The organism is Halorubrum sp. SD690R (assembly GCF_005435035.1).
GTDB classification, from domain to species: Archaea; Halobacteriota; Halobacteria; order Halobacteriales; family Haloferacaceae; genus Halorubrum; species Halorubrum ezzemoulense.
Genome location: NZ_SGTV01000004.1, coordinates 69,424 through 94,681 on the forward strand (window position 1 = coordinate 69,424; position 25,258 = coordinate 94,681).

Consider the following 25,258-nt stretch of genomic DNA (forward strand, 5'->3'; position numbering starts at 1 on the left):
CGTCACGGTCGGTCGGTAGATCCGCCTTCGCTCTCACGTTCGCCGGCAGACCCGCCGACCGCGTCCGCCTGCCGGGCACGTTTATAATCCGCGGGGGACACCGTGGCGTATGAACCGCGGGCAATCGTTCCTCCTCCTGCTCATGGGAGCGGTCTCGCTTCTCACGCTCTTCGTCATCCTCCCGTTCGTCGAGTACGTGATCGCGTCGGCGATCCTCGCGTTCATCCTCTACCCCTTCCACCGGCGGCTCACGCGCCGGCTCCGCCGTCGCGTCTCGACGCGGTTCGGCGAGATGCTGTCAGCGTTGACGCTCATCCTCTCCGCCATCGTCGCCGTGATCTTGCCGCTTGCGTACATCACGTTGGTGTTTGTCCGCGACCTCACCGCGATCGCGGCGGGCGAGACGTCGATAAACGTGGCCGCGATCGAAGCCGAAATCGCGACGCTCACGGGACAGGACCCCGAGATCGGCGATCTCCTCCAGACCGGCGGCGAACTACTCGTCCAGACGCTGTTCGGCGGGTTTAGCGGTGTTTTGAACACGGCGATCCGAGCGTCGGTCGGCCTGTCGCTCGCGCTCTTTCTGGTGTACTACACCCTTATCGACGGTCCGGCGTTCGTCGGGTGGATCCGAGAGACGAGCCCGCTGCCGGCGGAGGTCACAGCCGACCTCGTCGACCGCGTCAACGTGATGACTCGGGGGGTCGTCATCGGCCACATCTCGGTCGCGCTGCTCCAAGCACTGGTCGCCGGGCTCGGCCTGTGGGCCGCCGGCATCCCCAACGTGGTGTTCTGGACGTTCGTGATGGCGGTGCTGGCGCTTTTACCCCTCATCGGGGCCTTCTTCGTGTGGGGGCCGGCGGCCGCATACCTCGTGATCATCGATCAAGTGACCGCGGGCGTGTTCCTCGCCGTCTACGGCGTCGCGGTGATCGCGATGGTTGACAACTACGCCCGACCGCTCGTCATCGACCAGCAGGCGCACCTCAACCCCGCGGTCATCCTCCTCGGCGTGTTCGGCGGCATCTACTCGGTCGGGTTCACCGGGCTCTTCGTCGGCCCCATCGTGATCGGCGTGCTCGCGGCCACGCTGGAGACGTTCCGGGAGGACTACGACGCGATCTGAGCGGGATTTAAGCCCGAGCGGGGTCGAGAACGCCCATGGCGACGACCGCGACCTCTCGGCTTCCGGACCGACGCGACGCCCTCCGCATCGCCGGCGCGGCGGTCGCCGTCAACCTGATCGGCGCGCTCGGCGTCCCCTTCACCACGACACAGAGCGCGTGGTTCGCGGCGCTGGAGCTGCCCGCCTTCTACCCGCCCGGCTGGGCGTTCGGCGTCGTCTGGCCGATCCTGTACGCGCTGTGCGGCGCCGCGGCCGCCCTCGTCTCTCTCGCCGGACGCGACGGTGCGGCGTCGGCGGGGCGCGTACGAACGGCGCTCGCGCTGTTCGGGATCCAGCTCGTCGTCAACGTCACGTGGTCGCCGGTCTTCTGGGGGCTCGAACGCCCCGAACTCGGGCTCGTCGTCCTCGCCGTCCTCCTCCCCTTGGTCGTCGCGACGGTCTGGGCGTTCGACCGCGTCGACCGGCGTGCGGCGGCGCTTCTCTTCCCCTACCTCGCGTGGGTCTGCTTCGCGACCGCGCTCAATTACGCGATCTGGGCGCTCAACTAGCCGCCGTCACGCGGGCTCCGGTCGAGTTCCGGAGGCCCGCGCTTCAGCCGCTCGGCGACGAATCGGCGCTCCGCTCGACTCAGTTCCCCGTCAGTCTCGCGAAACGCTTCCAGCCCCTCGCGGTACCGCTCTGGCTCTGCGTCCGCGGGCGCCGCCGCCGGTCGCGCCAGCTCCAACTCGGCGATACCCGTCTGCTCCCCCGTGTACGCGAAGCCGCACTTGTGGCACGCCTCGTACGCGAACGGGTTGTTCACGGCGATCTTCACGCGCTCGAAGCCGGCGGCGGACAGGTCGGCGACGGTCTCACCGATGAGCCGCGGGCCGATCCCCTCGCCGCGCCGCGCGGCGTGGACGGTGACGTAACGGAGTCGACAGCAGGAGGGGTCGGTGCGGTCCGCGGAGAATGAGACGGCGGCGATCACGTCCTCGTCGAACGCGTCGCGGTTGACCGTTTCCGGTAGCGGTTCGTCGGGCTCCCACTCCGGCGCGGCCGGGCTCCCGTCCGGCGTCCGGATCACCGACTTCCCCGGCCCGCCGACGACGAACTTCCCGGCGTACGCGAAGGCCCGGTAATCGAGCCGCAGGGTGGTCCCCTCGTCCGGGGGACAGACGAGCGCGTACTCCATGGGTCGTCGTACGGCGTCGAGCGGTTAAACACGGTCGGTGGCTCTTTATCCGTCGCCGGGCTCATTCCGCTCATGTACGGACTCGGCGACGTGGGCTTCTTCGACCGGGTAGCGCCGCTGTACGACCTCGCGATGCCGCCGGCGGACGGCGAGGCGCTCGCCGCGGGGCTCGCCCACGCCGAGTGTCCGATCGAGCGCCTCCTCGACGTCGGCGGCGGGTCCGGACGGGCGGCGGCCGCGCTGACCGGTCCCGACATCACGGTCGTCGACGCCTCCGTCGAGATGCTCTCACGGGCGCGGCGCGTCCGCGGACTCTCTGGCCTCGCCGGCGACGCGGGGCGACTGCCGTTCCGGGACGCCAGCGTCGACGCGGTCACGGTCGTCGACGCGTTCCACCACCTGCCCGATCAGGACGCCGCGCTCGCGGAGACGGCCCGCGCGCTCGTGCCCGGCGGCGCGCTCGTCGTCCGGGAGTTCGATCCGGACCACCCGCTCGGACGGCTCCTCGCCGTCGGCGAACGCGCGATCGGGATGGAGTCGCGGTTCCGCGCGCCGGACGACCTCGCGGCCGCGATGGACGACGCCGGCCTCGACCCGCGGATCGTCGATCGCGGGTTCGGCTATACGGTCGCCGGCGTTCGGCGCTGAGTCGCCGCGAACTCGGCGTTTATACTCGACCGCAGAACCGAAGCCGACGCGTCAGTCCTGCGTCCGTCCCTGCGGCTCGGCGCCGCGGGCCGGGTCGGGTGACCCCTCGTCGGCGTGATCGTGGTCGTGATCCGCGTGGTCGTGGGCGTCGTTCGACCCCGTCTCGCCGAGGACTTCGGCGCCCTCCCCGTCGATCATGTCCATGTTCTTGAGGTTGTCGCGCTCCTCGAAGTCCTCGACCGCCTCCATCACGTCCGCCTGCGTGATCGTCATCCGGTCCTCCGTGAGCGCGCCGAGGACGGCCTCGCGGAGCACCATCCGGAGGTCGGACCCGGTGAGGCCGGTGGTCCGGTCGGCGACCTCCTCGGGGTCGAAGTCCGCGATCTTCATCTCCTTGGTCACCACGCGGAGGATGTCCGCGCGCATGTCGCGGTCCGGCTTGGGGAAGTTGACGATCTCGTCGAAGCGGCGCCACGCGGCGGCGTCAAGCTGGTCCGGGTGGTTCGTCGCGCCGATGAGGAGGACCTCGTCGCGGACCAGCGACACCTCGTCGATCGACTTCAGCAGGGTGTTCACCGCGCGCTTCAGGGCGGCGTGCTCGTCCGAGCGGCGCGTCTTCGCCACCGAGTCGAACTCGTCGATGAAGAGGATACACGGCGAGAGCCGCTTGGCCACCTCGAAGCTCTTCTCGACGTTCTTCGACGTCTCGCCGAGGTACTGGCTCGTGATCATCGAGAGCTTCACCTCGACGAACGGGAGCCCGAGCTCGTGAGCGAGCGCGCGCGACACGGTGGTCTTTCCGGTGCCGGGCGGGCCGACGAACAGCAGCTTTCCGATCTCGCGGAGGCCGATCTCCGCGAGGTACTCGCGGTGTTCGATCGCCTTGACGATCTTCTGGATCTCGCCCTCCTGGTCGCCGGTCAGGACGAGGTCCGCCAGCGTCGTCTCGATCTCCTCGGGCGCGCGGACGTTGACGAGGTCGAGCATCTCCCCGTCCTCGTCCTCGTCGAAGTACTGCGAGAGCAGCGCGTCGATCCAGACGCGGTCGGCTTGGACCGGCCGCACGTCGTCTCTCGCCGCCTCGCGCGTCACCGGCGCATCGAGGTCGTCCGCGGCCTCCAAGGCGGCGACGAGCGTCGGGTTCCCGGCGATCCGGTCGTCGTCGGCGTGGTCGCGGTACCACTCCAGTCCCATTCCGGGCTGCGTCAGCGATATCTCGCCGGAGAACTCCGTGCGTTGGGTGAAGAGGAGGTCGGAGACCGCGTCCCAGGGTCGCTCGACGCCCGTCGCGGTGCGGGTGGCCTCGTCGGTCGCCTTCAGCGGTCGCTCCACGCCGCCGGGGGCGTCCTCGGCGGCGTCGGCCGACCAGAACACCTGTCGGAACCGCGGGGGCAGGTCGTTCTCGTCGAGGTCGCGGTTCTGCGTGTAGAAGTGCGTCGTCAACACGAACTCGACGACGTCGAGCGCCGGGTCACTCATCCGCGGCTAGTAGCGCCGGGACGCGGTTAAGAGCGTCGAAGCGCCCCCGGGCGGCGGGCGGTAGCATCGGCGGATGGCGGGCCAAAGCGGAACGACCGGCGCGGCGAGGCGACCGTCGTATCGAACCCTTATTAGCCTTGGTCTGCGACGTACCGCGCATGAGTTCCGAAGACGCGGCCGCGCCGGGGGATCCCGCCGGCGACGACGCGACCGGCGAGGCGAGCGACACCGACCACGAGAACGCGCTTCAGGACGTCATCGCCGTCGACCCGGACGACGTCGCGCAGGGAACGGTGAACCGACTCGACGCGCACACCGGCGACGGGATCCGCCACCGCGCGTTCACCTGCCTGGTCTTCGACCGGGACGGCCGGATCCTGCTGGCCCAGCGCGCGCCGAACAAGCGCCTCTGGGACGGCCACTGGGACGGCACGGTCGCCTCCCACCCCGTCGAGGGACAATCTCAGGAGGACGCTACCGAGCAGCGCCTCGAAGAGGAGCTGGGCATCTCGCCAGACCAGTACGACGACCTCCGGGTGACGGACAAGTTCGAGTACAAGCGCTACTACCCGAACGAGGGCGTCGAGTGGGAGGTGTGTGCGGTGCTGAAGGTGACCCTCGACGACACCGCCTTGGACCCGGACGACGACGAGATCGGCGGGATGCTGTGGGCCGACTACGACCACCTCCACGAGAACCCCGAGCTGTACCGGCAGCTCCGCCTCTGCCCGTGGTTCGAGATCGCGATGCGCCGCGACTTCTCCTGACCGACCGCCGCATCTCCCAGATCGGTCCGCGCGTCCGGGCTCCCCTTCCTCGGACCGAAACGGCGACTTGAAGACGCTCCCGCGCCGCGATCCCGTATGACCGTCGTCGTCCTGCTGGCGAATCCGCCCCGCGAGGGGCTCGTCGGAACCGCGATCGCCGAGTCGACGCCGCTGTCGGCCGCCGAGGCGGCTGACCTCTACGAGGCGCAATTCCGTGACGCCGTCCTCGCGGTCGACCGCTCCGGCGGCGAGCTCCTCGTCAACTATCCCAACGACGAGGACCTCCCCGCCGAGCACCGGACGGAGACGAGTCCGGAGGCGGAGCTGCGGACGCTCGTCGCGGACACCCTCGGCGGCACCGACGAGGTCCGCTTCGAGCGGCAGGTCGGTTCGTCGTTCGGCGCGCGCGCCGGCAACACCGTCACCCACCTTTTGCGCGAGGAGGGCGCCGACTCCGTCGCGGTCGTCACCCCGACCGCGCCGTTGCTCTCGCGGACGAGCGTCGACTCCGCGGCGATGAAGCTCCGGACGACCGAAGTGGTCCTCGGGCCCTCGACGGACGGCCGGGCGTACTACGCCGGGTTCACGGAACCGATCGACTTCGACGGCGCTTTCGAGGCGCCCGCGCTGCCGACGCTCGCGGAGCGCGGCCGCGACGCCGACCGCTCCGTGGACTTCGTCGGGCCGTCCCCCTCGCTGGAGACCGGGGCGGACCTCCTCGACGTGGTCCCGATGCTCCGCGCGCGGTTCGCCGCGGAGCGCGTCGTGCCGGACTACACGGCCGCGTTCGTCCACGAGAAGGGATTGGACGTGGTCGTCGAGGACGGCGAGCAACGATTGGTTCGGGACTGAGCGTCTCGTGCGCGGCGGCGGGGCCCGGTGCGTCGGATCCGACACCACTTAGTCGTCCGACGCCGAGCAGTCACGTGTGGTGGGATGGCAGAGTGGCCCATTGCGCCTGCCTTGAAAGCAGGTAGCCTCACGGCTTCCTGGGTTCGAATCCCAGTCCCACCGTAGGTGCGCGGCGCATCTCGCGCTGCGCGCGTCTCGTGCGGGATTCGAAGCCTGTGAGTCGCAGCGCCAGAGCGGAGGGAGGGTGACCGTCTCACATCGGTTCGAATCCCAGTCCCACCGTAGGCGCGCGGCGCAGCTCGCGCTGCGCGCGTTTCGTGCGGGATTGAATCAGTGAGCGACCGCGAAACCGAATTCAGTTACTCGGTTCTCTCGACAGCCGATTCGGATCGGTCTCTCGTCTCGCGCTTTCGACCGCCGGAACCGCAATCACATCGCTGCTGGCCTGAAACGCCCGGTAACACTCACGTCCAGTGACGCGTGGTACCACGTGCCGCATTATCTTTAACAGGTTTCCGGCACATGTTCGTGATAGGTGATACAAGCATGAGTTACGAACTCGATCCGCTGCCGTACGATTACGACGCGCTGGAACCGCACATCTCCGAACAGGTGCTCGAATGGCACCATGACACCCACCACCAGGGGTACGTCAACGGCTGGAACTCCGCCGAGGAGACGCTCGAGGCCAACCGCGAGGACCACGACTTCTCCTCGTCGGCCGGGGCCATCCGCGACGTGACCCACAACTCGTCGGGCCACATCCTCCACGACCTGTTCTGGCAGAACATGTCGCCGGAGGGCGGCGACGAGCCCGAAGGAGACCTCGCCGACCGTATCGAGGAGGACTTCGGCTCGTACGAGGCCTGGAAGGGCGAGTTCGAAGCCGCCGCGGGCAGCGCGAGCGGCTGGGCCCTGCTGGTGTACGACACGTTCTCGAATCAGCTTCGCAACGTCGTGGTCGACAACCACGACGAGGGCGCGGTCTGGGGCGGTCACCCGATCCTCGCGCTCGACGTCTGGGAGCACTCCTACTACCACGACTACGGCCCGGCTCGCGGCGAGTTCGTCGACAACTTCTTTGAGGTCGTCGACTGGGACGAGCCGTCCACCCGCTACGAGCAGGCCGTCGAGCTGTTCGAGTAAGCGCGTCTCCGGACGCGTTACGCGCGTCGAGATCCGCATTTTTTCGCAGCGTGTTGCCCGGTGAGCGACGGGTTCGCGTAGGCGGTGTGAGTCATGACTGGTCGCCGGCGAGGCGATGACGAACGCCTCCGAAGCCCCAGCCGCGCTCGACTCCCACAGCTTCGCCGCGCTCCGCGGTCGTCCGCCGTGCTCACTCCCTGCGGTGCTTGCGTCGCTGGGATTCGGCGAGCGCGGCTGCCCGTTTGAGCCCCGTCCCGCACGGCACCGCACCTCTCACCGCCCCAGTCTCGTCTGCCTCCCTCTAGTCGGCCGACTCCATCGCACGCGCTCCTCGCGGCCGCCTTCGGCGGCCACTCGAAGGCGCGCGCCACCCCACGGAATGAGGTTCGAACCGTATCGGCAGCGTTTACGGACGCCGTCGCGTACGCTCGCGCATGCCCGAACCGAAGTCGGCGTTCGACGCCACCTACCCGTGCGACTTCTACGAGCCCGCGGAGCTGTTCGAGCCGGACCAGATGTACACGATCCCGGAGATCGGTCGCCTGCTTCAGGGGTTAGAACCGGACGCCGAGGTCGACCCCGACACCGAGGCCGTGCTGGTCGACTGGGCCGTCCCGTGGGTGATGGTCCACGCCGACGACATGGTCGTCGCCGAGCCCCTGACCGAGGACGGCCCGGGATACTACGGGCTCGCCACGGACGAGGACCACAGCGGGGCGTCCGACACCGACGCCGAGTCGGACGCTGACTCCGACGAACTCGACGAGTCGGCGTGACCGGGGACCGATCCGACCCGCCGACGTACCTCGTCGCCGGCGGCGCGCGCGTCGACGCCGGCAAGACAACCTTCTCGGCGGGGCTGGTCGCACACCTCGCCGACCGCGCGGGCGACGCGGTCGGCGTCAAGCCCCGGGCCGGCAACGACCTCTGGTTCGACCACGACGACTATTTGATCGCGACCGACGCGGCCCGACTCTACGGGAAGGACGCCCGCACCCTCGCGGCCGCGAACACCCGCGCGCTCGCGGCGGCCGACGACGGTTCCCCGTCGCCCTCGGCGGTCACGCCGGAATCGATCAACCCCGTCCACCGGCTCTGGCGACCGACGCCGGGACGGACGGGCATGCTCGGCGACGCAGAGCGCACGTTCCTCTGCGACCGCGTCACCACCGCGTCCGGCACGCGCTTCGTCGTCAACGGCGCGGCCGAGGAGGTGGGGCTGTTCCCCGACGCGCTGACCGACCGCCTCCCCCTCGCGGAGGCGACTCGCGTGCGCGACGTACCGGCGTTCAACGAGGTGATGGCCGAGGCGCACCTCCCCGCGATCGAGCGGCTCGCGGACCGCGTCGCGCGGACGCCAGTCCCGGTCGTCGTCGAGTCGTACGCCGACGTGGCCGGGACCCTTCCCCGCGACGGGCCGGTCGCGCCCGACGCGGTCGCCGTCGTCGACCCCGGCCGCGCGCGGCTATACGCCGGCGACCGCTACGCCAAGGCCCGCGCGGTCGCGGCCGGGAGCCCGCGAGAGGGGAGCCGCGAGGAGCACGTCGACGCGGTGACGGAGATGATCGAGCCGCTCGCGACCGTCTCGCTGCCGGCGCTGTCCGGCGACGTCCGCGGCGATCCCGACCGGATCGCGGCGGCGTACGAGCCGGCGTACGCGACGCTCACGGATTCGGTCGAGAACTGAAGGAGCGACGGAGCGTCGCGTGCGGCCCGGGCTCAGGCGTTCCGCTTCGTGTAGTGTTCCAGCGCGGACTCGATCGACGAGAGGTCGGCGGTCACGCGGCTGTCGGCGACGCGCATGAAGCCGGGCGTGTACGACGACGAGTAGTCGAAGATCCGGTTGACTGCGCGCTTGGGCGCGGCGACGGCGCCGAAGTCGGTGACCGTGTACACCCGCGTGGTGGGGAAAGCGGTCCAGAAGGTCCCGCTCACCCAGCGGTCCTCGTCCGCGAACGCCTCGCCGACGCGGCCGGTCGCGACGTACTCGTCGTCCGCGTAGAACAGCAGGAGGTCGCCCGACGCCATCTTCTCGAACGTCGACCCGTTGCCGCTGTCGTCGTCGACGGCCCACAGGCGCGTCTCGTCGAGGTCGGCGAGGGGTTCGGGGCGATCGGGGTAGTCGGTGAGATCGACCGGGGACCGGACGGTTCGGTCGAAGTTCTCCGGGTCGATCGGGACCAGGAAGACGTTCTCGCTCATTACCCGTCGTTTCGCCGGGAGGGGTTTAAACCCGTTTGTTGATGTGTCAGGTCAGGACGGGTGCGGTCACTCGCCGTCGGCGGCGTACAGGCGGTCCATCCGCGCCGCCATCACGAAGTCGGCGCGGGTGAGGCCGCCGACCTCGTGGCTCCACATCTCGATCCCGACCTCGCCCCACGACAGCGAGATGTCCGGGTGGTGCCACTCCGCCTCGGCGAGCTCGCCCACGTCGTTCGTGAACGCGAGCGCCGTCTCGAAGTCGGGGAACTCGTAGCTCGCCTCCAGGTGGTGGTCGTTGACGACCTCCCACGCGTCGCCCAGTTCGTCGAGGTGGTCGGCGCACTCGTCTCCGTCGAGCGGCTCCGCGTCGTCGCCGGCCGGTTCGACCGGCTCGTCCGCGAGCGGTGAGGACATACCCCACGTTAGGCGACGAACGGTTTGTACCTTCCGCGGTCGACCCCGGAGGACGACGGGCGACCGAAAAGCGCGGACCGAGGCCTTACCGGAGCCGCGAGATCGCCTCGCGTACCGCGCGCCGCAGCCGGCCGAGGCGCCCCCTCCCGCGCTCGTCGTCAGTGGCGCCCCCGTCCGCGCCGGTCGCGCTCGGGTCAGAGAGCTCCCAGCCGGCCTTTTCGGCGGCCTCGTCGACGCGCAAGAACTCGTAGCCCGTCTCGGTGGCGACGCGCTCGTCCGCGCGGGTCGTGCCGACGAACACGCACCGCGGGGCGGCGCTCTGCTCGCGGATGTCCGCGAGGGTCCCCCACTTGTCCCACTTCGTGAGCGCGTAGTCGTTGTCGATCCCGTAGTCGCCCGCGAACTGCGCGACCCGGTCCGCCTCGTTCGCGACGATGCCGACGTGGCGGCTCCACTGGCGCGCGTCGGCGAACGCCGCGGCCGGGTCGGCGAGCGACCGCGCGGCGCCGAGCGAGAAGACGAGCGTCACGTCGCCGTCGCCGGTCGTCGTCGCGTCGATTCCCATCTCGACCGGATCCAGGTGGCCGGCGGCCTAAACGCTGTGGGGAGGCTTTTGTCCGAGGCCCTCCTCGTCCCCGAGAATGGAGTTCGAATCCACCTTCGACACCGCTGCGCCGCTGCTCGGCATGGTCCACCTCCCGCCGCTTCCCGGTGCCCCGAACGCGCCCGACGACGGCCGCGAGGCGATGCGCGCGGCGGTCGACCGGGCCGCGAGCGACGCGCGCGCGCTCGACAGCGGCGGCGTCGACGGGATCGTGATCGAGAACTTCGGCGACGCCCCCTTCTACCCCGACGAAGTCCCGCCGCACGTCGTCGCCGGCGTGACCCGCGCCGCGACCGCGGTCGCCGCCGAGACGGACCTCCCGCTCGGGGTCAACGTCCTCCGGAACGACGCCGAGGCCGCCCTCTCGGTCGCCGCCGTGGTCGGCGCCGACTTCGTCCGGGTGAACGTCCACACCGGCGCCCGCGTCACCGACCAGGGGATCGTCCAGGGGCGCGCCCACGAGACGCTCCGCCTGCGCGACCGCCTCGGCGTCGACGTCGGCGTCTTCGCCGACACCGACGTGAAACACTCCGCCCCGCTGACGCCCGCGGGGTACACGGCCGAGTCGTTCGCCGACACCGCCGAGCGCGGCCTCGCCGACGCCGTGATCGCCTCCGGGCCGGGGACCGGCGAGGCGGTCGATACCGACGCCCTCGGGTCGGTCGTCGCCGAGCGCGAGCGCCACGGCCTCGACACGCCCGTCCTCGTCGGCAGCGGCGTCACGCCGGAGACGGTCGCCGACCTGCTCGACGTCGCCGACGGCGCGATCGTCGGCACCGCGCTGAAACGGGGCGGCGAGACGACCGCCCCGGTCGACGCCGACCGCGTCGCGGACCTCGTCGACGCCGCCGACGCGGTTCGGTGAGCGGGGCGCGGTGATCGGGAGGAGGGCCCCCTACCGGCCGACGTCGACGCCGCGGTCCGCGAGGAACGCCTCGACCTCGCTCCGCGTCGGGAGCCCGGGCTGCGTGAACCGGCTCGTACAGTTGATCGCGGCAATCGCGGCCGCGAACCGGACGCCGCCAGCGACGCCGTCACGGTCGGCGGACGGCCCCGCGGGGGCTCCAGCGATCCACCGGTCGATCAGCCCGGCGGTGAACGCGTCGCCGGCGCCGGTCGCGTCGACCGTCTCGACGTCGAACGCGTCGAACTCGGACACCTCGCCGCCCGCGATCGCCGTCATCCCGTCGGCGCCGTGCGTGAGGACGGCGCGGGGCCACGTCGGGCCGCCCCGCGACCGCGACTCGGGCCCGGGTGAGGGCGCCGACTCGGCCGCTCGGGTATGCGCGCTCGCGACCCGTTTGACCGCGGCGTCCGCCGACCCGAAGAACGCCGGCGCGGCGACGCCGTCCGCGACGAACAGGTCGGCCTCATGGAGAAACCGGTAGACCGTCGCCGGCTCCGTGCCGCGCCCGACTAGCTCCTCGACGGCTCCCGAGAGGTCGAAGACGAGCGCGGGCGGGTCGCTCCCTGACTCGCCTGATTCGGCGGCTTCGCGGAGCGACCGAACCCGGTCGAGGGCCCGCCGCGCCACGCTGTCAGGCGTGTAGGCGGTGAGGAAGACCGCGTCGGCGTCGGCCATCGCGGCGAGCGCGTCGCCGTCGAGGCGGAGCCCGCGGAAGCTCTCGCCGGCGGTGACGATGGCGCGCTCCCCATCCGGGTCGCGGAGGATCAAGGACCGGGTGTGGGCGTCGTCGCCGACCGCGACGTGCGTCCCGTCCACGCCCGTCTCGCCGAGGTACTCCAGGGCTCTCCGGCCGTACTCGTCGTCGCCGACGCGGCTGACGAGCCCCGCGTCGCGGCCGAGGCGGTCGAGCGCGACCGCGACGTTCGCGCCCACGCCGCCGAACGCGGACGTGACCTCCCGGGCGAACGCGCCGCCGTCCGGCTCCGGGAGGTTGCTGACCGCGTACCACTCGTCTATCGCGGCGGCCCCGACGCAGAGGACGGCCGGCGAACCACCGCTTCCGCCGTCGCTCGCATCTGACTCCGCCGTCACGACTCGCCGAAGAAGGGGCGGTGAACGGCCATCGCGGCGTCGACGGCAATCGGTCCCTCGACGCTCGTCTCCCCGCCGCCGCGCCGGACCACTTCCTCGCAGGGGATCGGCACCACGCCGCCGGAGAGCTCGCCGAGCGTCTCGCCGTCGACGCCGAAGACGACCCGGTCGATCCCCGCGTAGTGGATCGCGGTCGAACACATCGGGCACGGCTCCGTGCTGGCGTACATGGTACAGTCCGCGAGCTCGTCGGCGTCGAGCTCCCGCGCGGCCCACCGCGCGAGCGTCAGCTCCGGGTGCGCCGTCACGTCGTCCTCGGTCCGCGTCTCGTTGCGCGCCTCGCTGACGACCTCGCCGTCGACCACGAGCAGGGCGCCGAACGGGGTGTTTCCGGCTTCGACCGCCTCCTTGGCGAGCCGGATCGTTCGCTCCACGTACTCCCGGTCGGTCGGGTCGTCCGGCAGGTCGTCGAGGTCACGGAACTCACTGGGATCGCCGGCGTCGTCCGCGTCGGTCATACGTCCCCGTTCGCCTCCGGGAACCTAACGGTTGGTACCGCCGGCTGCGTGCGGTCGTCGTCCGGCGAGCTCGGTTCCCCATCGAGGCGTCTCGGTCCGCGTCGCCTCCGTCGCCGACGCGCGTCGGGGTCACGCTCGGCGTTCGCGTCGGACGCTCCGCCACGCTCTTGACCGCCACGAGCGAAGCTAGAGTAATGCTGGACAGGCTGCGAGCGAAACTCGGCGCCGCTCGCCGACGGGCACGTCGGATCGAACGCCGGGAGTTCGCGGAACTCCGGCAGTGGGCCGAGGACACGAGCAATCTGCTCCACCTGACGACGCTGTTGCTCGTGCCGATGCTCATCGCGCTCGTCACTCAGATAACGAACCTGACCGACCTCTCGTTTCTCCTCTTCCCGCCGCTGGCGTCGGGAGCCTACACGCTCTTCTCCGACCCGCAGGGACAGTACTCCTCGCCGAGAACGTTCGTCGGGGGGCTCGTGGCGGGGGCGCTCGCGGGGTGGGCCGCGCTGGAGCTCTCGCTGCTCGGTGTCGGCGGCGTCTCGACCGGCGCGATCAGTCCGCTCAGCGCCGGGCTGTCGATCATGCTCTGCGGCGGCCTGACGTGGCTGGCCAGCGTCGAGGAACCGGCCGCCTTCTCGACCGCGCTTCTGGTCCTCGTGAGCGCGCGCGGCGACGCGGTGCTCGTGTTCGGCACCACCGTCGACCCGGCGGCGGCCTACGTCGTGGCCGTCGCGGTCTCCGGCAGTCTCGTCGCGGGCGCGTTCACCGTCTGGCGCACGCGGTTCTACGAGGAGCGCGCTCGCTACCTCTACGGGACCACGCAGGCTGACGACCACGTCCTGGTGCCGATGCGTGGGGAGACGAGCGAGGCGACCGCGTTCTTCGGCGCGCGGCTCGCGGCCGCCCACGACGCCGGGAAGGTCGTCCTCCTCGACATCGTCGACGACGCGGAGATGGCGGTCGCGGAGCGGGCAGTGTCCGCCGACCACGGCGCCGCGACGCCCGGAGATCTCCCGGACTCGGTGCGGGCGTCGTTCGACGGCGACTTCGAGGAGGAGGTCTCGGACCGAGCGGCGGCGGCGGCGGTCGAGCGGCTCGAACCTCACGCCGCGGAGATCCGAGCCCGGTTCGACGTGCCGTGCGAGGTGGTTGTCGCGGCCGACGGCGATCCGGCCCGGGTCGCCGTCGAGACCGCCCGCGCGACGAACTCGGACCTGATCGTGACGCCGTACGAGACCGAAGACGGCCTCCTCTCGCCGTTCGCCCGGGAGGTCTTCGCCGGTCCACTCGACGCCGTCGCGTTCCGGTCGACGACGGGCGTCCACACCTGGCGGCGCGTCCTCGTACTGGTCGCCCGGCCCGGCGACTCGGCGCACGCGATGATCGACTTCGCAGAGCGACTGGCCGGCGAGAGCGGCGGGGTGAGCGTCTGTACCTGTATCGACGCCGAGTCCGAGCGCAGACGGGCCGAGACGAAGCTGGCGAACCTCGTCGAGACCACGACGGGGCCGGTCGAGACGCGGGTCGCGCGGTCGGAGGTGACGGCGTTTCTCGGCGCGAACGCGGACGCCTACGACCTCGTCCTCATGGGGTCGAGCGGGGACCGCTCCGCGGCCTCGCGGCTCGTCTCTCCGCCGACCTTCGAGCGCATCCAGGACGTCCAGTGCGACGTGGCCATCGTGGACCGCGGGAACGCGGACCACGAGGTGCGGGTGTTACGAGAGGGGTGAGACCGTCGGCGGCGCGCGCGGCGGATCCCCTCTCGGCCAACCGCCGCCGCTCCTCCATTTATATACCTCCCGCCGCGTAGTTCGGTCGTGTCCCGCGTCACCGTCAGCATCGACCCGCACGTGCACTCCGAGGACAGCTACGACGGGCACGAGCCGGTCGATCTGATCTTGGAACACGCGGCCGAGATCGGGCTCGACGCGGTCGTTATCACCGACCACGACGTGATCCGCGAGTCGAAACGCGCCGCGGAGACCGCCGCCGAGTACGGGCTGATCGGCATCCCCGGCGTGGAGGTGTCGACCGCGCACGGCCACCTGCTGGCGATCGGCGTCGATCGAATGCCGCCGCGCGGCGAGCCGTACGCCGAGACGGTCCGGCGGATCCACGAGCAGGGCGGCGTCGCGATCGTTCCCCACCCGTTTCAGCGCTCGCGCCACGGCGTCCGTCAGCGCGACATCCCGACGCCCGGATCGGGCGACGGCTCCGGCGGGGAAGCGCCGGACGCCGAAACGTCCGGCGTGGACGCGGAACTGCCGGACAAGGACGCGGTCGACGCGGCCGGGGCCGCCGCGCCGGGCGTCGAGGTCGACGCCGTCGAGGTGTTCAACGCGTGGCTGTTCACGGGGTACCGAAACCGACGCGCGCGGCGGTTCGCGGCGACCCACGGCTACCCGGGGGTCGCCGCGAGCGACGCGCACCACCTCCAGTACGTCGGCCGGGCGTTCACTGAGCTGACGATCGAGGGGCGAGAGTCGGTCGGCGAGGTCACCGCGGACGACGTGCTGACGGCGATCCGCCGCGGCACGACGACCGTCGACGGCCGGCGCGCGCCGATCCGAATGGCGGCGAAACACTACGTCGGCGCCGCCGGACGCCGGTCCGGGTACTACGCGCGGACCGGCGCGGCCCGGGGCGCTCGGGCCACCAGGCGGACGACCCTCGGCGCGCTCACGGCCGCGAAGGTCGCCGCCCTCCAGTCGGTCCACCGGACTCGCCGGTTCCTCTCGTGGTTCGCCTGACCGGGCGCGTCGGCGGCCGGGGGCGTCGGCGAGCGGCCGCGACCGAGGGTCCGAACGACGGCGCCCGCGGAGAACGGGGTTTTTGCCCGCGGCCGCGAATGTGTGAGCATGAGCCACGACAGACGGGAGTCCGGGTTCAAGCGGCGGACCCGGGTCGCGGACGCGAGGGCGACGCTGCTCGACGCCGTCGCGCCGAACGACCGGACGGAGACGGTCCCGGTCGAGGCGGCCGACGGCCGCGTCGTCGCCGAACCGATCGACGCGCCGGCGCCGGTGCCGGGGTACGACCGCGCCGCGATGGACGGGTACGCCGTCCGCGCGAGCGACACCTTCGGCGCCGGCGACCGATCGCCGGCGGTCCTGACCGCCAAGCCCGCCGAGGCGGACGCGGTCGCGCCCGGCGAGGCCGCTCGGGTCCACACCGGCAGCGCAGTCCCGGAGGGCGCGGACGCGGTCGTGATGATCGAACAGGTCGAGTCGGTCGACGGCGAGGTGGAGGTGTTCGAGGCGGTCGCGACCGGCGAGAACGTCGGCGAGGCCGGTGAGGACGTCGCCGACGGCCAGCGCCTCTACGAGCCCGGCCACGCCCTGCGCCCCTCCGACCTCGGCCTGCTGCGCTCGGTGGGCCTCGACACCGTCACGGTTCGGGAGCCGCCAGAGGTCGCCGTGATTCCGACCGGCGAGGAGCTGGTGGAGTCGGATCCCGGCCCCGGCGAGGTGATCGAGACGAACGGGCTCACCGTCTCCCGGCTCGTCGAGCGCTGGGGCGGCGAGGCGCGCTACCGCGACGTCGTCACCGACGACCCGGACGCGCTGCGGGAGGCGGTCGGGGCCGACCTCGACGCCGACGTGGTCGTCACGACCGGCGGCTCCTCGGTCGGCGAGCGCGACCTGATCCCCGAGGTCGTCGACGGCCTCGGCGAGGTGCTGGTCCACGGCGTCGCCCTGAAGCCGGGCCACCCAGTCTGCCTTGGCCGGGCTGAGGGGACGCCGATCGTCTCGCTGCCCGGTTATCCGGTCGCGTGCATCGTCAACGCGGCGCAGTTCCTCCGCCCCGCGATGAAGCGCGCGGGCGGGGCCGACGTAGAGCCGTTCCCGACGCGGTGCGCGACGCTCGGCCGGAAGGTTGCGAGCGAGCCCGGTGTACGGACCTTCGCGCGCGTGTCACTTTCGGGTCCCGACGACGGCCCTGACGGGGACGCGGCGGTCGACGACGCGCTCCCGACCGCGACGCCGACCCGCGCGAGCGGCTCCGGCATCCTCTCCAGCGTCGCGCTCGCTGACGGCTGGGTGGTCGTGCCCGAGCCGCGGGAGGGGCTCGACGCCGGCGAGTCCGTCGACGTCGAACTGTGGGAGGTGACGGAATGAGCGACCGCAAGGAGTTCCGGGACCTCGCGACCCCCGAGGCCGCGCGCGAGGCGATCGAATCGCTCGACCTGTCGCCGACCCCGGAGACGGTCTCGCTGGCGGACGCCCGCGGTCGCGTTCTCGCCGAGCGCGTCGACGCCGCGATCGACGTGCCCGGCTTCGACCGCGCGTCGATGGACGGGTACGCCGTCCGCGCGCGGGAAACCTTCGGCGCGGACGAGGCGGATCCCGCCGAACTCGACCTCGTCGGCGCGGTCCACGCGGGCGCCGCGCCCGACGTGACCGTCGAGCCGGGGACCTGCGCGGAGATCTCCACCGGCGCCGTCATGCCCGACGGCGCCGACGCGGTCGTGATGGTCGAGCGCACCGACGAGCTCGGTTCGGGCGGGGACGGGGTCGACGACGACGGTCCCTCGCGGATCGCTGTCCGCACGTCGGTCGCGCCGGGCGACCACGTGATGACAGCCGGGACCGACATCGCCGCCGGCGCCCGCGCGCTCGGACCGCGCACGCGGCTGACGCCCCGCGAGATCGGGCTGCTGTCGGCGCTCGGCGTCGACGAGGTCCCGGTCGAGGGGCGGCCGCGGGTCGGTATCGTCTCGACCGGCGACGAGCTGGTCCGCCCGGGCGAGGCGCTGAACCCGGACCGCGGGGAGATCTACGACGTGAACTCGACGACGATCGCCGCCGGCGTCGAGGAGGCGGGCGGCGAGCCGGTCCTCTACCCGCACGCCGGCGACGACTACGACGAGATGGAGCGGCTGCTGCGCCGGGCGGCCGACGAGTGCGACCTCGTGCTCTCGTCGGGGTCGACCTCGGCGAGCGCGGTCGACGTCATCTACCGCGTGATCGAGGCGCGCGGGGAGCTCCTGCTCCACGGCGTCGCGGTCAAGCCCGGGAAGCCGATGCTGATCGGCCGGCTCGACCGGGGCGGCTCCGACGGCGGCGACGGCGACGAAGGCGTCGGCGAGGACGCCGCCCGGAACGATGCCTCGGTCGGCGAGTCCGCGTACGTCGGCCTCCCCGGCTACCCGGTGTCCGCGCTCACCATATTTCGCACGTTCGTCGCGCCCGCGATCCGCGACGCCGCCGGCCAGCCCGAGCCCGCGACGGCGACCGTCGAGGGGCGGATGGGCGTGAGCGAGCGCTACTCGGAGGGCCGCCTCCGGCTGATGCCCGTCGGCCTGCTCGACCTGGACGACGACGCCCGCCCGCTCGTCTACCCGGTGGACAAGGGGTCCGGCGCGACGACGAGCCTCGTCGAGGCTGACGGCGTCGTCGCGGTCGACCCGGACACGGAGGTCCTCGACGCCGGTGAGGCGGTCGAGGTACAGCTGTTCTCGCCGGACGTGCGCCCGCCGACGCTGCTCGGCGTCGGCGAGGACGACCCCGCGCTCAACCGCCTGCTCGACCGCCTCGCGAATCCGCGGTACCTCGCCGTCGGCTCGCGCGAGGGGCACCGCCGCCTCCGCGACGGCGTCCCCGACGTGGCGGTGACCGCCGGACCGACCGACCGCGAGGTCGACGCCGAAGCCCTCGGCGGCTGGACCCGCGAGTGGGGGCTTGTCGTCCCCGACGGCAACCCGGAGGCGGTGACCGGGATCGCGGACCTCGTCGACCGCGACCTCCGCTTCCGGAACCGGCCGACAGTCTCGGGCCTCCGTCGGAGCCTCGACACGGCGCTCGACGACCTCGCGGACGAGCGCGACGCCGACCGCCGGGACCTCGCCGAGCGGATCGACGGCTACGAGCGGACCGCGAAGGCGTTCGAGAGCCCGGTCCGCGCGGTCGTCGCGGGCGACGCGGACGCCGGGCTCGGGCTCCGCGAGACGGCGGAACGGCTGGGCTGTGCGTTCGTCCCGCTCGGCGAGCAGTCGGTCGTCGTCAGGGCGGCCCCCGATCGCGCCGGCCGCGAGCCGGTCGCGGCGCTGGCGGCCGCACTCGACGGCGACGGCGGTCGCGGCGGGATCGACGCGATCCTCGCCGATCTCCCGGGCTACTCGCGGAACAGCCGAAACGATCCCTGACCGACGACGACCTCGCCGCGGTCCCCGTCGACGCCGCTGGTGACGGTCATCTCGCTGACGCCGATGGAGCCGCCGGCCCGGATCACTTCGGCCTCCGCGCGGAGGTCGCCGGTCGCGGGGCGGAGGTAGTTCGCGTTGAGGTTCACCGTCGCGACGCCGCCGTCGAGCGGGTCCTCGAACGTCGTGCGCTGCGCGACGCCGCCGGCCGTGTCAATCAGCGTCGCCGCCACGCCGCCGTGGATCGTCTGCCCGTCCGTGTTCGTGAGCTTCTCGTCGAAGGGGATCGAGAGCACGACGCGCCCGCGCTCGACCGTCTCGACCGACGTGTTCAGCCACGAGAGGTAGCCGTGTTCGTCCTCTAACTTTTGTTCGACGAACCGCGTCGCCGCGTCGGGGAGCGGGTCCATCTCCGCGATGTCCGTCTGATCCATGTCCCGCCGGTCGTCCCGGGACGGCTTGTACCCCCCGGAAACGGGCGACAACCGGCGATCGATTGACGGCCTCGCTCACCCGACGCCGAGCCGGATCGGGTCGTCGCTTGGCACGAGCTCGACCGTCACCGACTCGCCGATCGCGAACGAGCGGTCCGGACAGACCAACTTGACGCCGAAGCGCTCGCCGCGCGCGGCGAACAGGGAGAGCCCCACGATGCGATCGTCGTTCGCGCGGACGTCGACCGCCCCCCACTCGACCCGTGGCGCCCCGGACGACCCCCCGCCGTGGTCGGCCGCGGTTCCGATCCGGGTCCCGAGGAGGGACACCGCGTCGCCCGACCGCGGGCGTCGCTCATCTCTTCCGTCCTCGCCGGGCGCCGCGCCGCTCGCCGCGAACGTCCCGCCGCCCGCGTAGTGCGTCAGCCCGCCGTCGAGCGGGACCCCCCCGTCGCTCGCGAGCGCCGCGAACGACGGTCCGGGCTCGGTCCGCCGCGGGCCGGCGAGCACGACGTGGGTCGGCCCCCGCTCGACGACGGTTCCGGTCCCGTCCCACGCGACCCGCTCCACGGGGAGGTCCGCGGCGACCGGGAGCGACCCGCTCGCTCGGAGGGGATTCGCGTCTGGCGGGCGGAACCCGAGGTGGACGTGGTCGTCGACCCACTGGCCGAAGAAGCCCGAGCGGGTCGTCGGGCCGAGCGCGTCGCCGACGGTGACCCGGTCGCCCGGCGCCACCGCCGGGATCACGTGGAGGATCCGCGCGACGGTGCCGGAGGGCGCGCCCGCGCGAGCACACCACTCGTCGTCGAGGCCGACGACGATCAGGTGGTCCTCGTCGGCCGCGTACGGGCGGTCCGGACAGCCGACGGTGCGGACCGCGCTGACGGTCCCGGCGACCGGAGAGCGGCCGACCCCGTCGCCCGGGTAGAGGTCGACGGCGCGACCGCGTTCGTGGGCGGGGTACGGGGAGTTGAACCGCGAGAACTTCTCGTATTGCTCGACGACCTCCGCGGGGAGCGTGACGGTCGCCTCCGGCGGGTCGGTCACGGGTCGGCGACCTCCATCCTCTCGATCACGAACCGCGCGCCGCCGGCGTCGGACTCGGCGACCGAGAGCGTCCAGCCGTGCGCCTCGGCGATGTCGCCGACGATCGCCAGCCCCAGCCCGGTGCCGCCGCCGAGCGACACGCCGCGCTCGGTGACTCGCTCGCGCTCCTCGGCCGGGATCCCGGGACCGTCGTCGCCGATCGAGAGCGCGGCCCGGTCGCCGCCCCGGGTGATAGCGACCGTGACGGCCACGTCCTCTCCCGCGTGTTCGATCGCGTTGCGGAACAGGTTGGAGGTCAGCTGTTCGAGCCGGTCGCGGTCGGCCAACGCGGTCGCGTCGCCCTCGACGGTCAGCGTCGCGTCGGCGGTCTCGAGCCGCGACCAGACGCGTCTGACCGTCCCGTCCAGCGAAACCCGGTCGAGGTCGTCGACCGTCTCCCCCGCCGTCGCCAGCGCGAGGAGTCCCTCGATCATGTCGTCCATCCGCTCGTGGGCGTTCGCGGCCCGCTCTAAGGCGCCGTCGGGGTCGCCGTCGCGCTGGCGGGCCAGCTCGACGGCCGCAGACGCGGCGGCGAGTGGGTTTCGCAGGTCGTGCGAGACGACGCCGGCGAACTCCTCTAACCGCTCGTTCTGCCGTTCGAGCTCCGCCTCCCGGCGTTCGAGTTCCGCCTGTCGCCGCTCCCGCGCGGTCACGTCGCGGAGCAGGAAGACGTGGCCGCGGTCGGTCCCGCGCGGGTCCGTGATCGGGTTCTCTTGGATGTCGAACTCGCGGTCCCCGATGGCGATCGGGTGTTCGACGCCGGACTCCAGCCGCGGGAACACGTCCGACAGCGACGAGCCGACCGCGTCGGGCGGGAGGAGCGACTCGGCGGCGGGGTTGAGGTCGCGGATCCGCCCGTCGGAGCCGGAGACGATCACCGGGTCCTGCATCACCTCGACCGCGGTGTCGCGCGCGACGACCGCGGCGTCGAGGGTGCCGAGCCAAAAGACGGTGCCGTAGAGGAACACGCCGTGGATCACGAACGCCGTCGGCAGCCACGAGAGGTCCCCGTAGCTCCCGACGTCGACGAACGTCACGGCCCCCGCGAGGAACGGGAACAGCGTGCCGAGCAGCACGACGAACGTCTGGAGCCGGTAGCGGTTCCCGGTCCGGTCGTAGAGGTCGACGACGAGGGACGCGCCGGCGAGACACAGCGCGTACGCGAAGAGGACGAACGCGCCGCCGGCGGGACCCAACCCGTATCCGAGCAGCGTGAACGGGCCGTCGGCGACGGGGGCGACGGAGCGCCGGGCCAGCCCGTGGGTCCCGCTCGACCACGCGAGGAGGACCCAGACGAACGCGGGGGTCGCGAGCGCGACGATCCGGTTCTCCGTCCGCCAGCGTTCGCGCCCGGTGAACGCCAGCGCGAACGCCATCCAGAGGACGGGAAGCGCGCCGAGGAGCGGCGTCGCGAGGCTGAGCGCGACGCGCATCGCGAGCTCACCGGACGCGGCGATCTGGAGGCCGTACAGCAGCGACGCGCCGCCGCCGCTGAGGAGGTACAGCGCGACCTCGAGGCCGCCGGGCTCGTCGCGCTCCCGCCACGCGACCCGACCGAGCCAGAGCCCGATGACGCCGGCCAGCAGGCAGGCGGTCAGGTACGCCTGAACCGGCAGGGCGCTCAGGTCGCTCATCGATACCGGTACCACTTCCAGCGCCGACAAAACTGTTGTGTCACGCGCCGGCGCCCCCCGGGGCCCTCGGTTTCTCCCCGCCCCGAGCGACCGCGCTCGGCGCAAGGGGCTTGTGTGCCGCCGCCGTCGGCACGTCCATGCGCGTGTACAGGGGCGAGTTCGCGACCCCGGCGGCCGACCGGGAGCCGGCGGGCGACCTGCTCGCGTCGGCCGCGGAGGGGGTCCCGGCCGTCCGCGTCACGGCGCCGCCGAAGCAGGTCGCCTTCGGCCGGCGGGACGCCCGCGAGCCGGGGTTCGACCGGGCGAAGCGGGCGGCGCGCGCGGCCGGATTCCCTGCCGTCGAGCGCGACGTGGGCGGTCGCGCGGTCGCGTACACCGGGTCGACGCTCTCGTTCGGCGTCGCAGTACCGACCGGCGGCGACCGGGGGTCGATCGACTCGCGGTACGAGACCGCGACCGAGACGCTCCGCGACGCGCTCCGCGACCTCGGCGCCGACGTGGTCCGCGGCGAGCCCCCGGCCGCGTTCTGCCCCGGCGAGCACTCCCTGCGCGTCGCTGGGGGCGGTGCGACGGAAACCGGCGGGGCCGCGGGCGGCGGGAAGGTCGCCGGGCTCGCGCAGCGCGTGCGCGCCGACGCGGCGCTTGTCGCCGGCGTCCTCGTCGTCTCGGCGGCGGACGCCGCGCCGATCGCGTCGGTCACCGAACCGGTCTACGACGCGCTCGGCCTGTCGTTCGATCCCGGCTCGGTCGGGAGCGTCGCCGACGCCGGCGGTCCGGACGACCCCGACGCCGTCGCCCGCGCGGTCGAGACCGCGTTCGTGGAGGGGCCGTGGGGCGACGGCGAGCGCCGGATCGTGCGCGTCGGCGGGGCAGCCGACTGAGCGCTGCGCGGCGCGCGGTTCCGACGTTTCGACGTGCTTTTTATGCGCGGGGGTCTGCGTTCGGGCATGGCCGAATTCAAAGTCGTCGTCGCCGACCCCGAGACCGGCGAGACGTTCCAGCGAGAGGTCGACGGACAGGACGCCAACCGATTCCTCGGTCGCGAACTCGGCGACGAGATCGGCGGCGACGCCGTCGGGCTCTCCGACCATACGATCGAACTCACCGGCGGCTCCGACGAAACCGGGCGCCCGATGCGCGAAGACGTCTCCGGCACCCGCCTGAAGGAGCTCCTCCTCGAGGGCGGCGTCGGCTTCGAGCCCTCCCGCGAGGGCGAGCGCAAGCGGATCACCGTCCGCGGCCGCGAGGTCGACGACGACATCGCGCAGATCAACGCGAGCGTCGTCGACGGCGACGGCGACGTGGCGGCCGCGCTCGGCGAGGGCGACGCCGACGCCGACGAGTAACGGCGCTTCGATGCCTCGCGTTCCCTCCGACGGCGAGGACGTTTCCTCGGTTCGCGTCTCGCTCGCCCGGAGCGGCGGCACTCGCCGCCCCTGCGTCAGACTTCCCGACGACGACGCGCTCGACAGGCGCGTCGAGTCCGGGGCCTGCGACGCGCTCGGAGTGAGTCAGGGGGACCTGATCCGCGTCGCGATCGGTCGCGACGAGTACCACGCGCGTGTCGCGGCCGACTCGCGCGGGCGGCTCCTCCGCGGCGCGTTCGACAACCGGCGGCTGGCGCGCGAGTCCGGCGAGGGGACGAACCGGCTGGTCGAGTGGCTCGACGCGAACGGCCGGGAGCCGGGCGAGAGCGTCGTCCTCGACGTGGTGGTGTCCGGCGAGCTGTACGGGCTGCGGATCCCCGGCGAGCGGACCGTGTACGACGCGGACCGCGGGCCGCGGTCGTCGCTCGCGGATATCGCCCGCGACGTGGACGGGTAGCTCCCGGAGCGCGCCGGGCGTCAACGGTCACCCTCCGCCGCGGCGGCGCGGCGTCAGGTCGGATCGCTTATTCTCGCGCGGCCCCGAGATCGGTCCATGCAGGAGGTCGACGCGGACCTGACGGCGCTCGACCGCGCGATCATCAACGCGTTCCAAGGCGGCTTCCCGGTCGCGGAGCGCCCCTTCGACGCGGCGGCGGCCGCGCTCCGCGAGCGCGGCGTCGACGTGACGGGACCGGAGCTGTGCGAGCGCGTCCGCGAGCTCGACGAGGAGGGGATCCTCTCGCGGTTCGGCGCGCTCGTCAACGCCGAGGAGATCGGCGGCGCCGCCTCGCTCGTCGCGATGCACGCGCCCGAGGACCGCTACGACGAGGTCGCGGAGACGGTGAACGAGTTCACCGCGGTCGCACACAACTACGAGCGGGAGCACCCGCACCTCAACATGTGGTTCGTGGTGAGCGTCGCGGACCACCCGGACCCCGACAAGGACGGGAGCGACCGCGTCGAGGAGGTGCTCGCGGAGATCGAGGACGCGACGGGCCAGGAGACGTACAACCTCCCGAAGCTCCGGGAGTTCCACGTCGGCGCGAAGTTCCTCGTCGACGGCCCGGTCCCCGACGGCGACGTGGACCTCTCGGGGCTCGGGCCCGACGTCTCGCCCAGTGACCGCGGAACGTTGACGCCCGACGAGCGCGACCTCGTCGTCGAGATCCAGGGCGGGCTCCCGGTGACCGAGACGCCGTACGCCGACGTGGCCGCCGCGGTCGGCGCCGACGTGGACTGGGTGATCGAGACGATCAAGCGGTTCGAGCGGGAGGGGAAGGTGCGCCGCGTCGGCGTCATCCCAAACCACTACGCGCTCGGCTACACGGAGAACGGGATGACCGTCTGGGACGTGCCCGAAGACGCCCTCGACGAGGTCGGCCCCGCCGTCGCCGACTTAGGCTTCGTCACGCACTGCTACGAGCGCCCGCGCCACGCCGGCGTTTGGGAGTACAACTTCTTCGCCATGACGCACGGCCGCACCGAGGCCGAGAGCGAGCGCCGGATCGCCGAGGTCAGGGAGCTGATGGACGACTACTGGGACGTCGGCGCGGACGACTGGGACACCCTGTTCTCGACGCGCATCCTGAAGAAGACCGGTATCCGCATCGCGGACCGGGCGGACAGCAACACGGCGTGACTCCCCGAATCGCGAGGACCGGAG

Annotated in this window: 27 protein-coding genes and 1 tRNA gene; 18 read left to right on the forward strand and 10 right to left on the reverse strand. The window is 72.3% G+C overall.

All coding sequences use genetic code 11. The annotated features are described in order from the left end of the window. The first annotated feature begins 109 nt into the window (after positions 1–109). Positions 110–1,126, forward strand: a complete 1,017-nt coding sequence (locus tag EXE41_RS03850; protein ID WP_086216545.1) for an AI-2E family transporter — start codon at positions 110–112, stop codon at positions 1,124–1,126. A gap of 35 nt (positions 1,127–1,161) precedes the next feature. Beyond that, positions 1,162–1,674 carry a TspO/MBR family protein gene (locus EXE41_RS03855; RefSeq protein ID WP_137690327.1) on the forward strand — a complete coding sequence of 171 codons (513 nt, stop codon included), beginning with the start codon at positions 1,162–1,164 and terminating at the stop codon, positions 1,672–1,674. Here the strand turns inward: EXE41_RS03855 and EXE41_RS03860 are convergent. Then, the gene (locus tag EXE41_RS03860) at positions 1,671–2,300 is read right to left on the reverse strand and encodes a GNAT family N-acetyltransferase (protein WP_086216547.1); all 630 of its coding nucleotides are present in this window, start codon (positions 2,298–2,300) and stop codon (positions 1,671–1,673) included. The two genes, EXE41_RS03855 and EXE41_RS03860, sit on opposite strands and share 4 nt — an antisense overlap. Before the next feature lie 72 nt (positions 2,301–2,372). Between EXE41_RS03860 and EXE41_RS03865 the strand changes: the two genes are divergently transcribed. Continuing rightward, positions 2,373–2,948, forward strand: coding sequence for a class I SAM-dependent methyltransferase (locus EXE41_RS03865; RefSeq protein ID WP_049929783.1), 576 nt, complete (start codon positions 2,373–2,375; stop codon positions 2,946–2,948). 51 nt (positions 2,949–2,999) lie between these two features. Here EXE41_RS03865 and EXE41_RS03870 read toward each other — a convergent pair whose 3' ends face one another. Next, positions 3,000–4,427, reverse strand: coding sequence for an ATP-binding protein (locus EXE41_RS03870; protein ID WP_086216548.1), 1,428 nt, complete (start codon positions 4,425–4,427; stop codon positions 3,000–3,002). Positions 4,428–4,585: 158 nt separating this feature from the next. Between EXE41_RS03870 and idi the strand changes: the two genes are divergently transcribed. From idi to EXE41_RS03900, 6 genes are all read left to right on the forward strand, one after another. Beyond that, a complete protein-coding gene (idi, locus tag EXE41_RS03875) occupies positions 4,586–5,194 on the forward strand; it encodes an isopentenyl-diphosphate Delta-isomerase (RefSeq protein WP_049929779.1) in 609 nt (202 codons plus the stop codon). Between the two features lie 96 nt (positions 5,195–5,290). Further along, the gene (locus EXE41_RS03880; RefSeq protein ID WP_137690328.1) at positions 5,291–6,046 is read left to right on the forward strand and encodes a DUF2064 domain-containing protein; all 756 of its coding nucleotides are present in this window, start codon (positions 5,291–5,293) and stop codon (positions 6,044–6,046) included. Between the two features lie 78 nt (positions 6,047–6,124). Continuing rightward, positions 6,125–6,208, forward strand: a tRNA-Ser gene (locus EXE41_RS03885). A 384-nt stretch (positions 6,209–6,592) separates the two neighbouring features. Continuing rightward, positions 6,593–7,192 (forward strand): superoxide dismutase, encoded by a 600-nt coding sequence (gene sod / locus EXE41_RS03890; protein WP_049929776.1) that lies wholly within the window; start codon positions 6,593–6,595, stop codon positions 7,190–7,192. A gap of 434 nt (positions 7,193–7,626) precedes the next feature. Then, a complete protein-coding gene (locus EXE41_RS03895) occupies positions 7,627–7,968 on the forward strand; it encodes a DUF5827 family protein (RefSeq protein ID WP_049929775.1) in 342 nt (113 codons plus the stop codon). After that, positions 7,965–8,879: an ATPase gene (locus tag EXE41_RS03900; RefSeq protein WP_137690329.1), complete on the forward strand. Its 915-nt coding sequence runs from the start codon at positions 7,965–7,967 to the stop codon at positions 8,877–8,879. The genes EXE41_RS03895 and EXE41_RS03900 overlap by 4 nt, the downstream gene beginning before the upstream one ends. A 32-nt stretch (positions 8,880–8,911) precedes the next feature. On the opposite strand, the gene EXE41_RS03905 is transcribed toward EXE41_RS03900, so the two are convergent. The 3 genes from EXE41_RS03905 to EXE41_RS03915 form a co-directional block, all read right to left on the reverse strand. Further along, a complete protein-coding gene (locus EXE41_RS03905; protein WP_049929771.1) occupies positions 8,912–9,394 on the reverse strand; it encodes a hypothetical protein in 483 nt (160 codons plus the stop codon). Positions 9,395–9,460: 66 nt separating this feature from the next. Further along, entirely contained in the window at positions 9,461–9,808 is a 348-nt protein-coding gene (locus tag EXE41_RS03910) for a 4a-hydroxytetrahydrobiopterin dehydratase (protein WP_049929769.1), read from the reverse strand. Between the two features lie 85 nt (positions 9,809–9,893). Continuing rightward, positions 9,894–10,373, reverse strand: a complete 480-nt coding sequence (locus tag EXE41_RS03915) for a hypothetical protein (RefSeq protein ID WP_094552896.1) — start codon at positions 10,371–10,373, stop codon at positions 9,894–9,896. 76 nt (positions 10,374–10,449) lie between these two features. Between EXE41_RS03915 and EXE41_RS03920 the strand changes: the two genes are divergently transcribed. Continuing rightward, positions 10,450–11,277, forward strand: coding sequence for a BtpA/SgcQ family protein (locus EXE41_RS03920; RefSeq protein WP_137690330.1), 828 nt, complete (start codon positions 10,450–10,452; stop codon positions 11,275–11,277). 30 nt (positions 11,278–11,307) lie between these two features. On the opposite strand, the gene EXE41_RS03925 is transcribed toward EXE41_RS03920, so the two are convergent. Both EXE41_RS03925 and EXE41_RS03930 read right to left on the reverse strand, forming a co-directional pair. Then, positions 11,308–12,411 carry a carbohydrate kinase family protein gene (locus EXE41_RS03925; protein WP_094494926.1) on the reverse strand — a complete coding sequence of 368 codons (1,104 nt, stop codon included), beginning with the start codon at positions 12,409–12,411 and terminating at the stop codon, positions 11,308–11,310. After that, positions 12,408–12,929 carry a nucleoside deaminase gene (locus EXE41_RS03930; protein ID WP_049929764.1) on the reverse strand — a complete coding sequence of 174 codons (522 nt, stop codon included), beginning with the start codon at positions 12,927–12,929 and terminating at the stop codon, positions 12,408–12,410. The genes EXE41_RS03925 and EXE41_RS03930 overlap by 4 nt, the downstream gene beginning before the upstream one ends. A gap of 194 nt (positions 12,930–13,123) precedes the next feature. Here EXE41_RS03930 and EXE41_RS03935 point away from each other — a divergent pair, with 194 nt between their 5' ends. From EXE41_RS03935 to EXE41_RS03950, 4 genes are all read left to right on the forward strand, one after another. Beyond that, positions 13,124–14,662, forward strand: coding sequence for a universal stress protein (locus EXE41_RS03935; RefSeq protein WP_049929763.1), 1,539 nt, complete (start codon positions 13,124–13,126; stop codon positions 14,660–14,662). Between the two features lie 87 nt (positions 14,663–14,749). Next, the gene (locus EXE41_RS03940) at positions 14,750–15,682 is read left to right on the forward strand and encodes a PHP domain-containing protein (protein WP_137690331.1); all 933 of its coding nucleotides are present in this window, start codon (positions 14,750–14,752) and stop codon (positions 15,680–15,682) included. 108 nt (positions 15,683–15,790) lie between these two features. Continuing rightward, positions 15,791–17,050, forward strand: a complete 1,260-nt coding sequence (glp, locus tag EXE41_RS03945) for a gephyrin-like molybdotransferase Glp (RefSeq protein WP_137690332.1) — start codon at positions 15,791–15,793, stop codon at positions 17,048–17,050. Next, positions 17,047–19,077, forward strand: coding sequence for a molybdopterin biosynthesis protein (locus EXE41_RS03950; RefSeq protein WP_137690333.1), 2,031 nt, complete (start codon positions 17,047–17,049; stop codon positions 19,075–19,077). Before glp ends, EXE41_RS03950 begins: the two co-directional genes overlap by 4 nt. On the opposite strand, the gene EXE41_RS03955 is transcribed toward EXE41_RS03950, so the two are convergent. The 3 genes from EXE41_RS03955 to EXE41_RS03965 form a co-directional block, all read right to left on the reverse strand. Then, positions 19,047–19,508: a PaaI family thioesterase gene (locus EXE41_RS03955; RefSeq protein ID WP_049929759.1), complete on the reverse strand. Its 462-nt coding sequence runs from the start codon at positions 19,506–19,508 to the stop codon at positions 19,047–19,049. The two genes, EXE41_RS03950 and EXE41_RS03955, sit on opposite strands and share 31 nt — an antisense overlap. Positions 19,509–19,583: 75 nt before the next feature. Beyond that, entirely contained in the window at positions 19,584–20,555 is a 972-nt protein-coding gene (locus EXE41_RS03960) for a hypothetical protein (RefSeq protein WP_137690334.1), read from the reverse strand. Continuing rightward, positions 20,552–22,228 (reverse strand): histidine kinase N-terminal 7TM domain-containing protein, encoded by a 1,677-nt coding sequence (locus EXE41_RS03965; RefSeq protein WP_086216900.1) that lies wholly within the window; start codon positions 22,226–22,228, stop codon positions 20,552–20,554. Before EXE41_RS03965 ends, EXE41_RS03960 begins: the two co-directional genes overlap by 4 nt. Positions 22,229–22,365: 137 nt before the next feature. Here EXE41_RS03965 and EXE41_RS03970 point away from each other — a divergent pair, with 137 nt between their 5' ends. The 4 genes from EXE41_RS03970 to EXE41_RS03985 all read left to right on the forward strand — a co-directional run bounded on the left by EXE41_RS03970 (position 22,366) and on the right by EXE41_RS03985 (position 25,234). Next, positions 22,366–23,109 carry a lipoate--protein ligase family protein gene (locus tag EXE41_RS03970; RefSeq protein WP_137690335.1) on the forward strand — a complete coding sequence of 248 codons (744 nt, stop codon included), beginning with the start codon at positions 22,366–22,368 and terminating at the stop codon, positions 23,107–23,109. 66 nt (positions 23,110–23,175) lie between these two features. Next, positions 23,176–23,574: a 30S ribosomal protein S6e gene (locus EXE41_RS03975; protein WP_094521268.1), complete on the forward strand. Its 399-nt coding sequence runs from the start codon at positions 23,176–23,178 to the stop codon at positions 23,572–23,574. Positions 23,575–23,584: 10 nt separating this feature from the next. After that, on the forward strand, positions 23,585–24,052 hold the full coding sequence (locus EXE41_RS03980) for a hypothetical protein (protein WP_137690336.1): 468 nt from the start codon (positions 23,585–23,587) through the stop codon (positions 24,050–24,052). Positions 24,053–24,148: 96 nt separating this feature from the next. After that, on the forward strand, positions 24,149–25,234 hold the full coding sequence (locus EXE41_RS03985; protein ID WP_137690337.1) for an Lrp/AsnC family transcriptional regulator: 1,086 nt from the start codon (positions 24,149–24,151) through the stop codon (positions 25,232–25,234). Positions 25,235–25,258: the final 24 nt, after the last annotated feature.

Coding starts and splice junctions, on each gene's coding strand:
- EXE41_RS03850 (WP_086216545.1), top strand. CDS start 110: ATGAACCGCGGGCAATCGTTCCTCCTCCTGCTCATGGGAGCGGTCTCG.
- EXE41_RS03855 (WP_137690327.1), top strand. CDS start 1,162: ATGGCGACGACCGCGACCTCTCGGCTTCCGGACCGACGCGACGCCCTC.
- EXE41_RS03860 (WP_086216547.1), bottom strand. CDS start 2,300: ATGGAGTACGCGCTCGTCTGTCCCCCGGACGAGGGGACCACCCTGCGG.
- EXE41_RS03865 (WP_049929783.1), top strand. CDS start 2,373: ATGTACGGACTCGGCGACGTGGGCTTCTTCGACCGGGTAGCGCCGCTG.
- EXE41_RS03870 (WP_086216548.1), bottom strand. CDS start 4,427: ATGAGTGACCCGGCGCTCGACGTCGTCGAGTTCGTGTTGACGACGCAC.
- idi (WP_049929779.1), top strand. CDS start 4,586: ATGAGTTCCGAAGACGCGGCCGCGCCGGGGGATCCCGCCGGCGACGAC.
- EXE41_RS03880 (WP_137690328.1), top strand. CDS start 5,291: ATGACCGTCGTCGTCCTGCTGGCGAATCCGCCCCGCGAGGGGCTCGTC.
- sod (WP_049929776.1), top strand. CDS start 6,593: ATGAGTTACGAACTCGATCCGCTGCCGTACGATTACGACGCGCTGGAA.
- EXE41_RS03895 (WP_049929775.1), top strand. CDS start 7,627: ATGCCCGAACCGAAGTCGGCGTTCGACGCCACCTACCCGTGCGACTTC.
- EXE41_RS03905 (WP_049929771.1), bottom strand. CDS start 9,394: ATGAGCGAGAACGTCTTCCTGGTCCCGATCGACCCGGAGAACTTCGAC.
- EXE41_RS03910 (WP_049929769.1), bottom strand. CDS start 9,808: ATGTCCTCACCGCTCGCGGACGAGCCGGTCGAACCGGCCGGCGACGAC.
- EXE41_RS03915 (WP_094552896.1), bottom strand. CDS start 10,373: ATGGGAATCGACGCGACGACGACCGGCGACGGCGACGTGACGCTCGTC.
- EXE41_RS03920 (WP_137690330.1), top strand. CDS start 10,450: ATGGAGTTCGAATCCACCTTCGACACCGCTGCGCCGCTGCTCGGCATG.
- EXE41_RS03930 (WP_049929764.1), bottom strand. CDS start 12,929: ATGACCGACGCGGACGACGCCGGCGATCCCAGTGAGTTCCGTGACCTC.
- EXE41_RS03935 (WP_049929763.1), top strand. CDS start 13,124: ATGCTGGACAGGCTGCGAGCGAAACTCGGCGCCGCTCGCCGACGGGCA.
- glp (WP_137690332.1), top strand. CDS start 15,791: ATGAGCCACGACAGACGGGAGTCCGGGTTCAAGCGGCGGACCCGGGTC.
- EXE41_RS03950 (WP_137690333.1), top strand. CDS start 17,047: ATGAGCGACCGCAAGGAGTTCCGGGACCTCGCGACCCCCGAGGCCGCG.
- EXE41_RS03955 (WP_049929759.1), bottom strand. CDS start 19,508: ATGGATCAGACGGACATCGCGGAGATGGACCCGCTCCCCGACGCGGCG.
- EXE41_RS03965 (WP_086216900.1), bottom strand. CDS start 22,228: ATGAGCGACCTGAGCGCCCTGCCGGTTCAGGCGTACCTGACCGCCTGC.
- EXE41_RS03970 (WP_137690335.1), top strand. CDS start 22,366: ATGCGCGTGTACAGGGGCGAGTTCGCGACCCCGGCGGCCGACCGGGAG.
- EXE41_RS03975 (WP_094521268.1), top strand. CDS start 23,176: ATGGCCGAATTCAAAGTCGTCGTCGCCGACCCCGAGACCGGCGAGACG.
- EXE41_RS03980 (WP_137690336.1), top strand. CDS start 23,585: ATGCCTCGCGTTCCCTCCGACGGCGAGGACGTTTCCTCGGTTCGCGTC.
- EXE41_RS03985 (WP_137690337.1), top strand. CDS start 24,149: ATGCAGGAGGTCGACGCGGACCTGACGGCGCTCGACCGCGCGATCATC.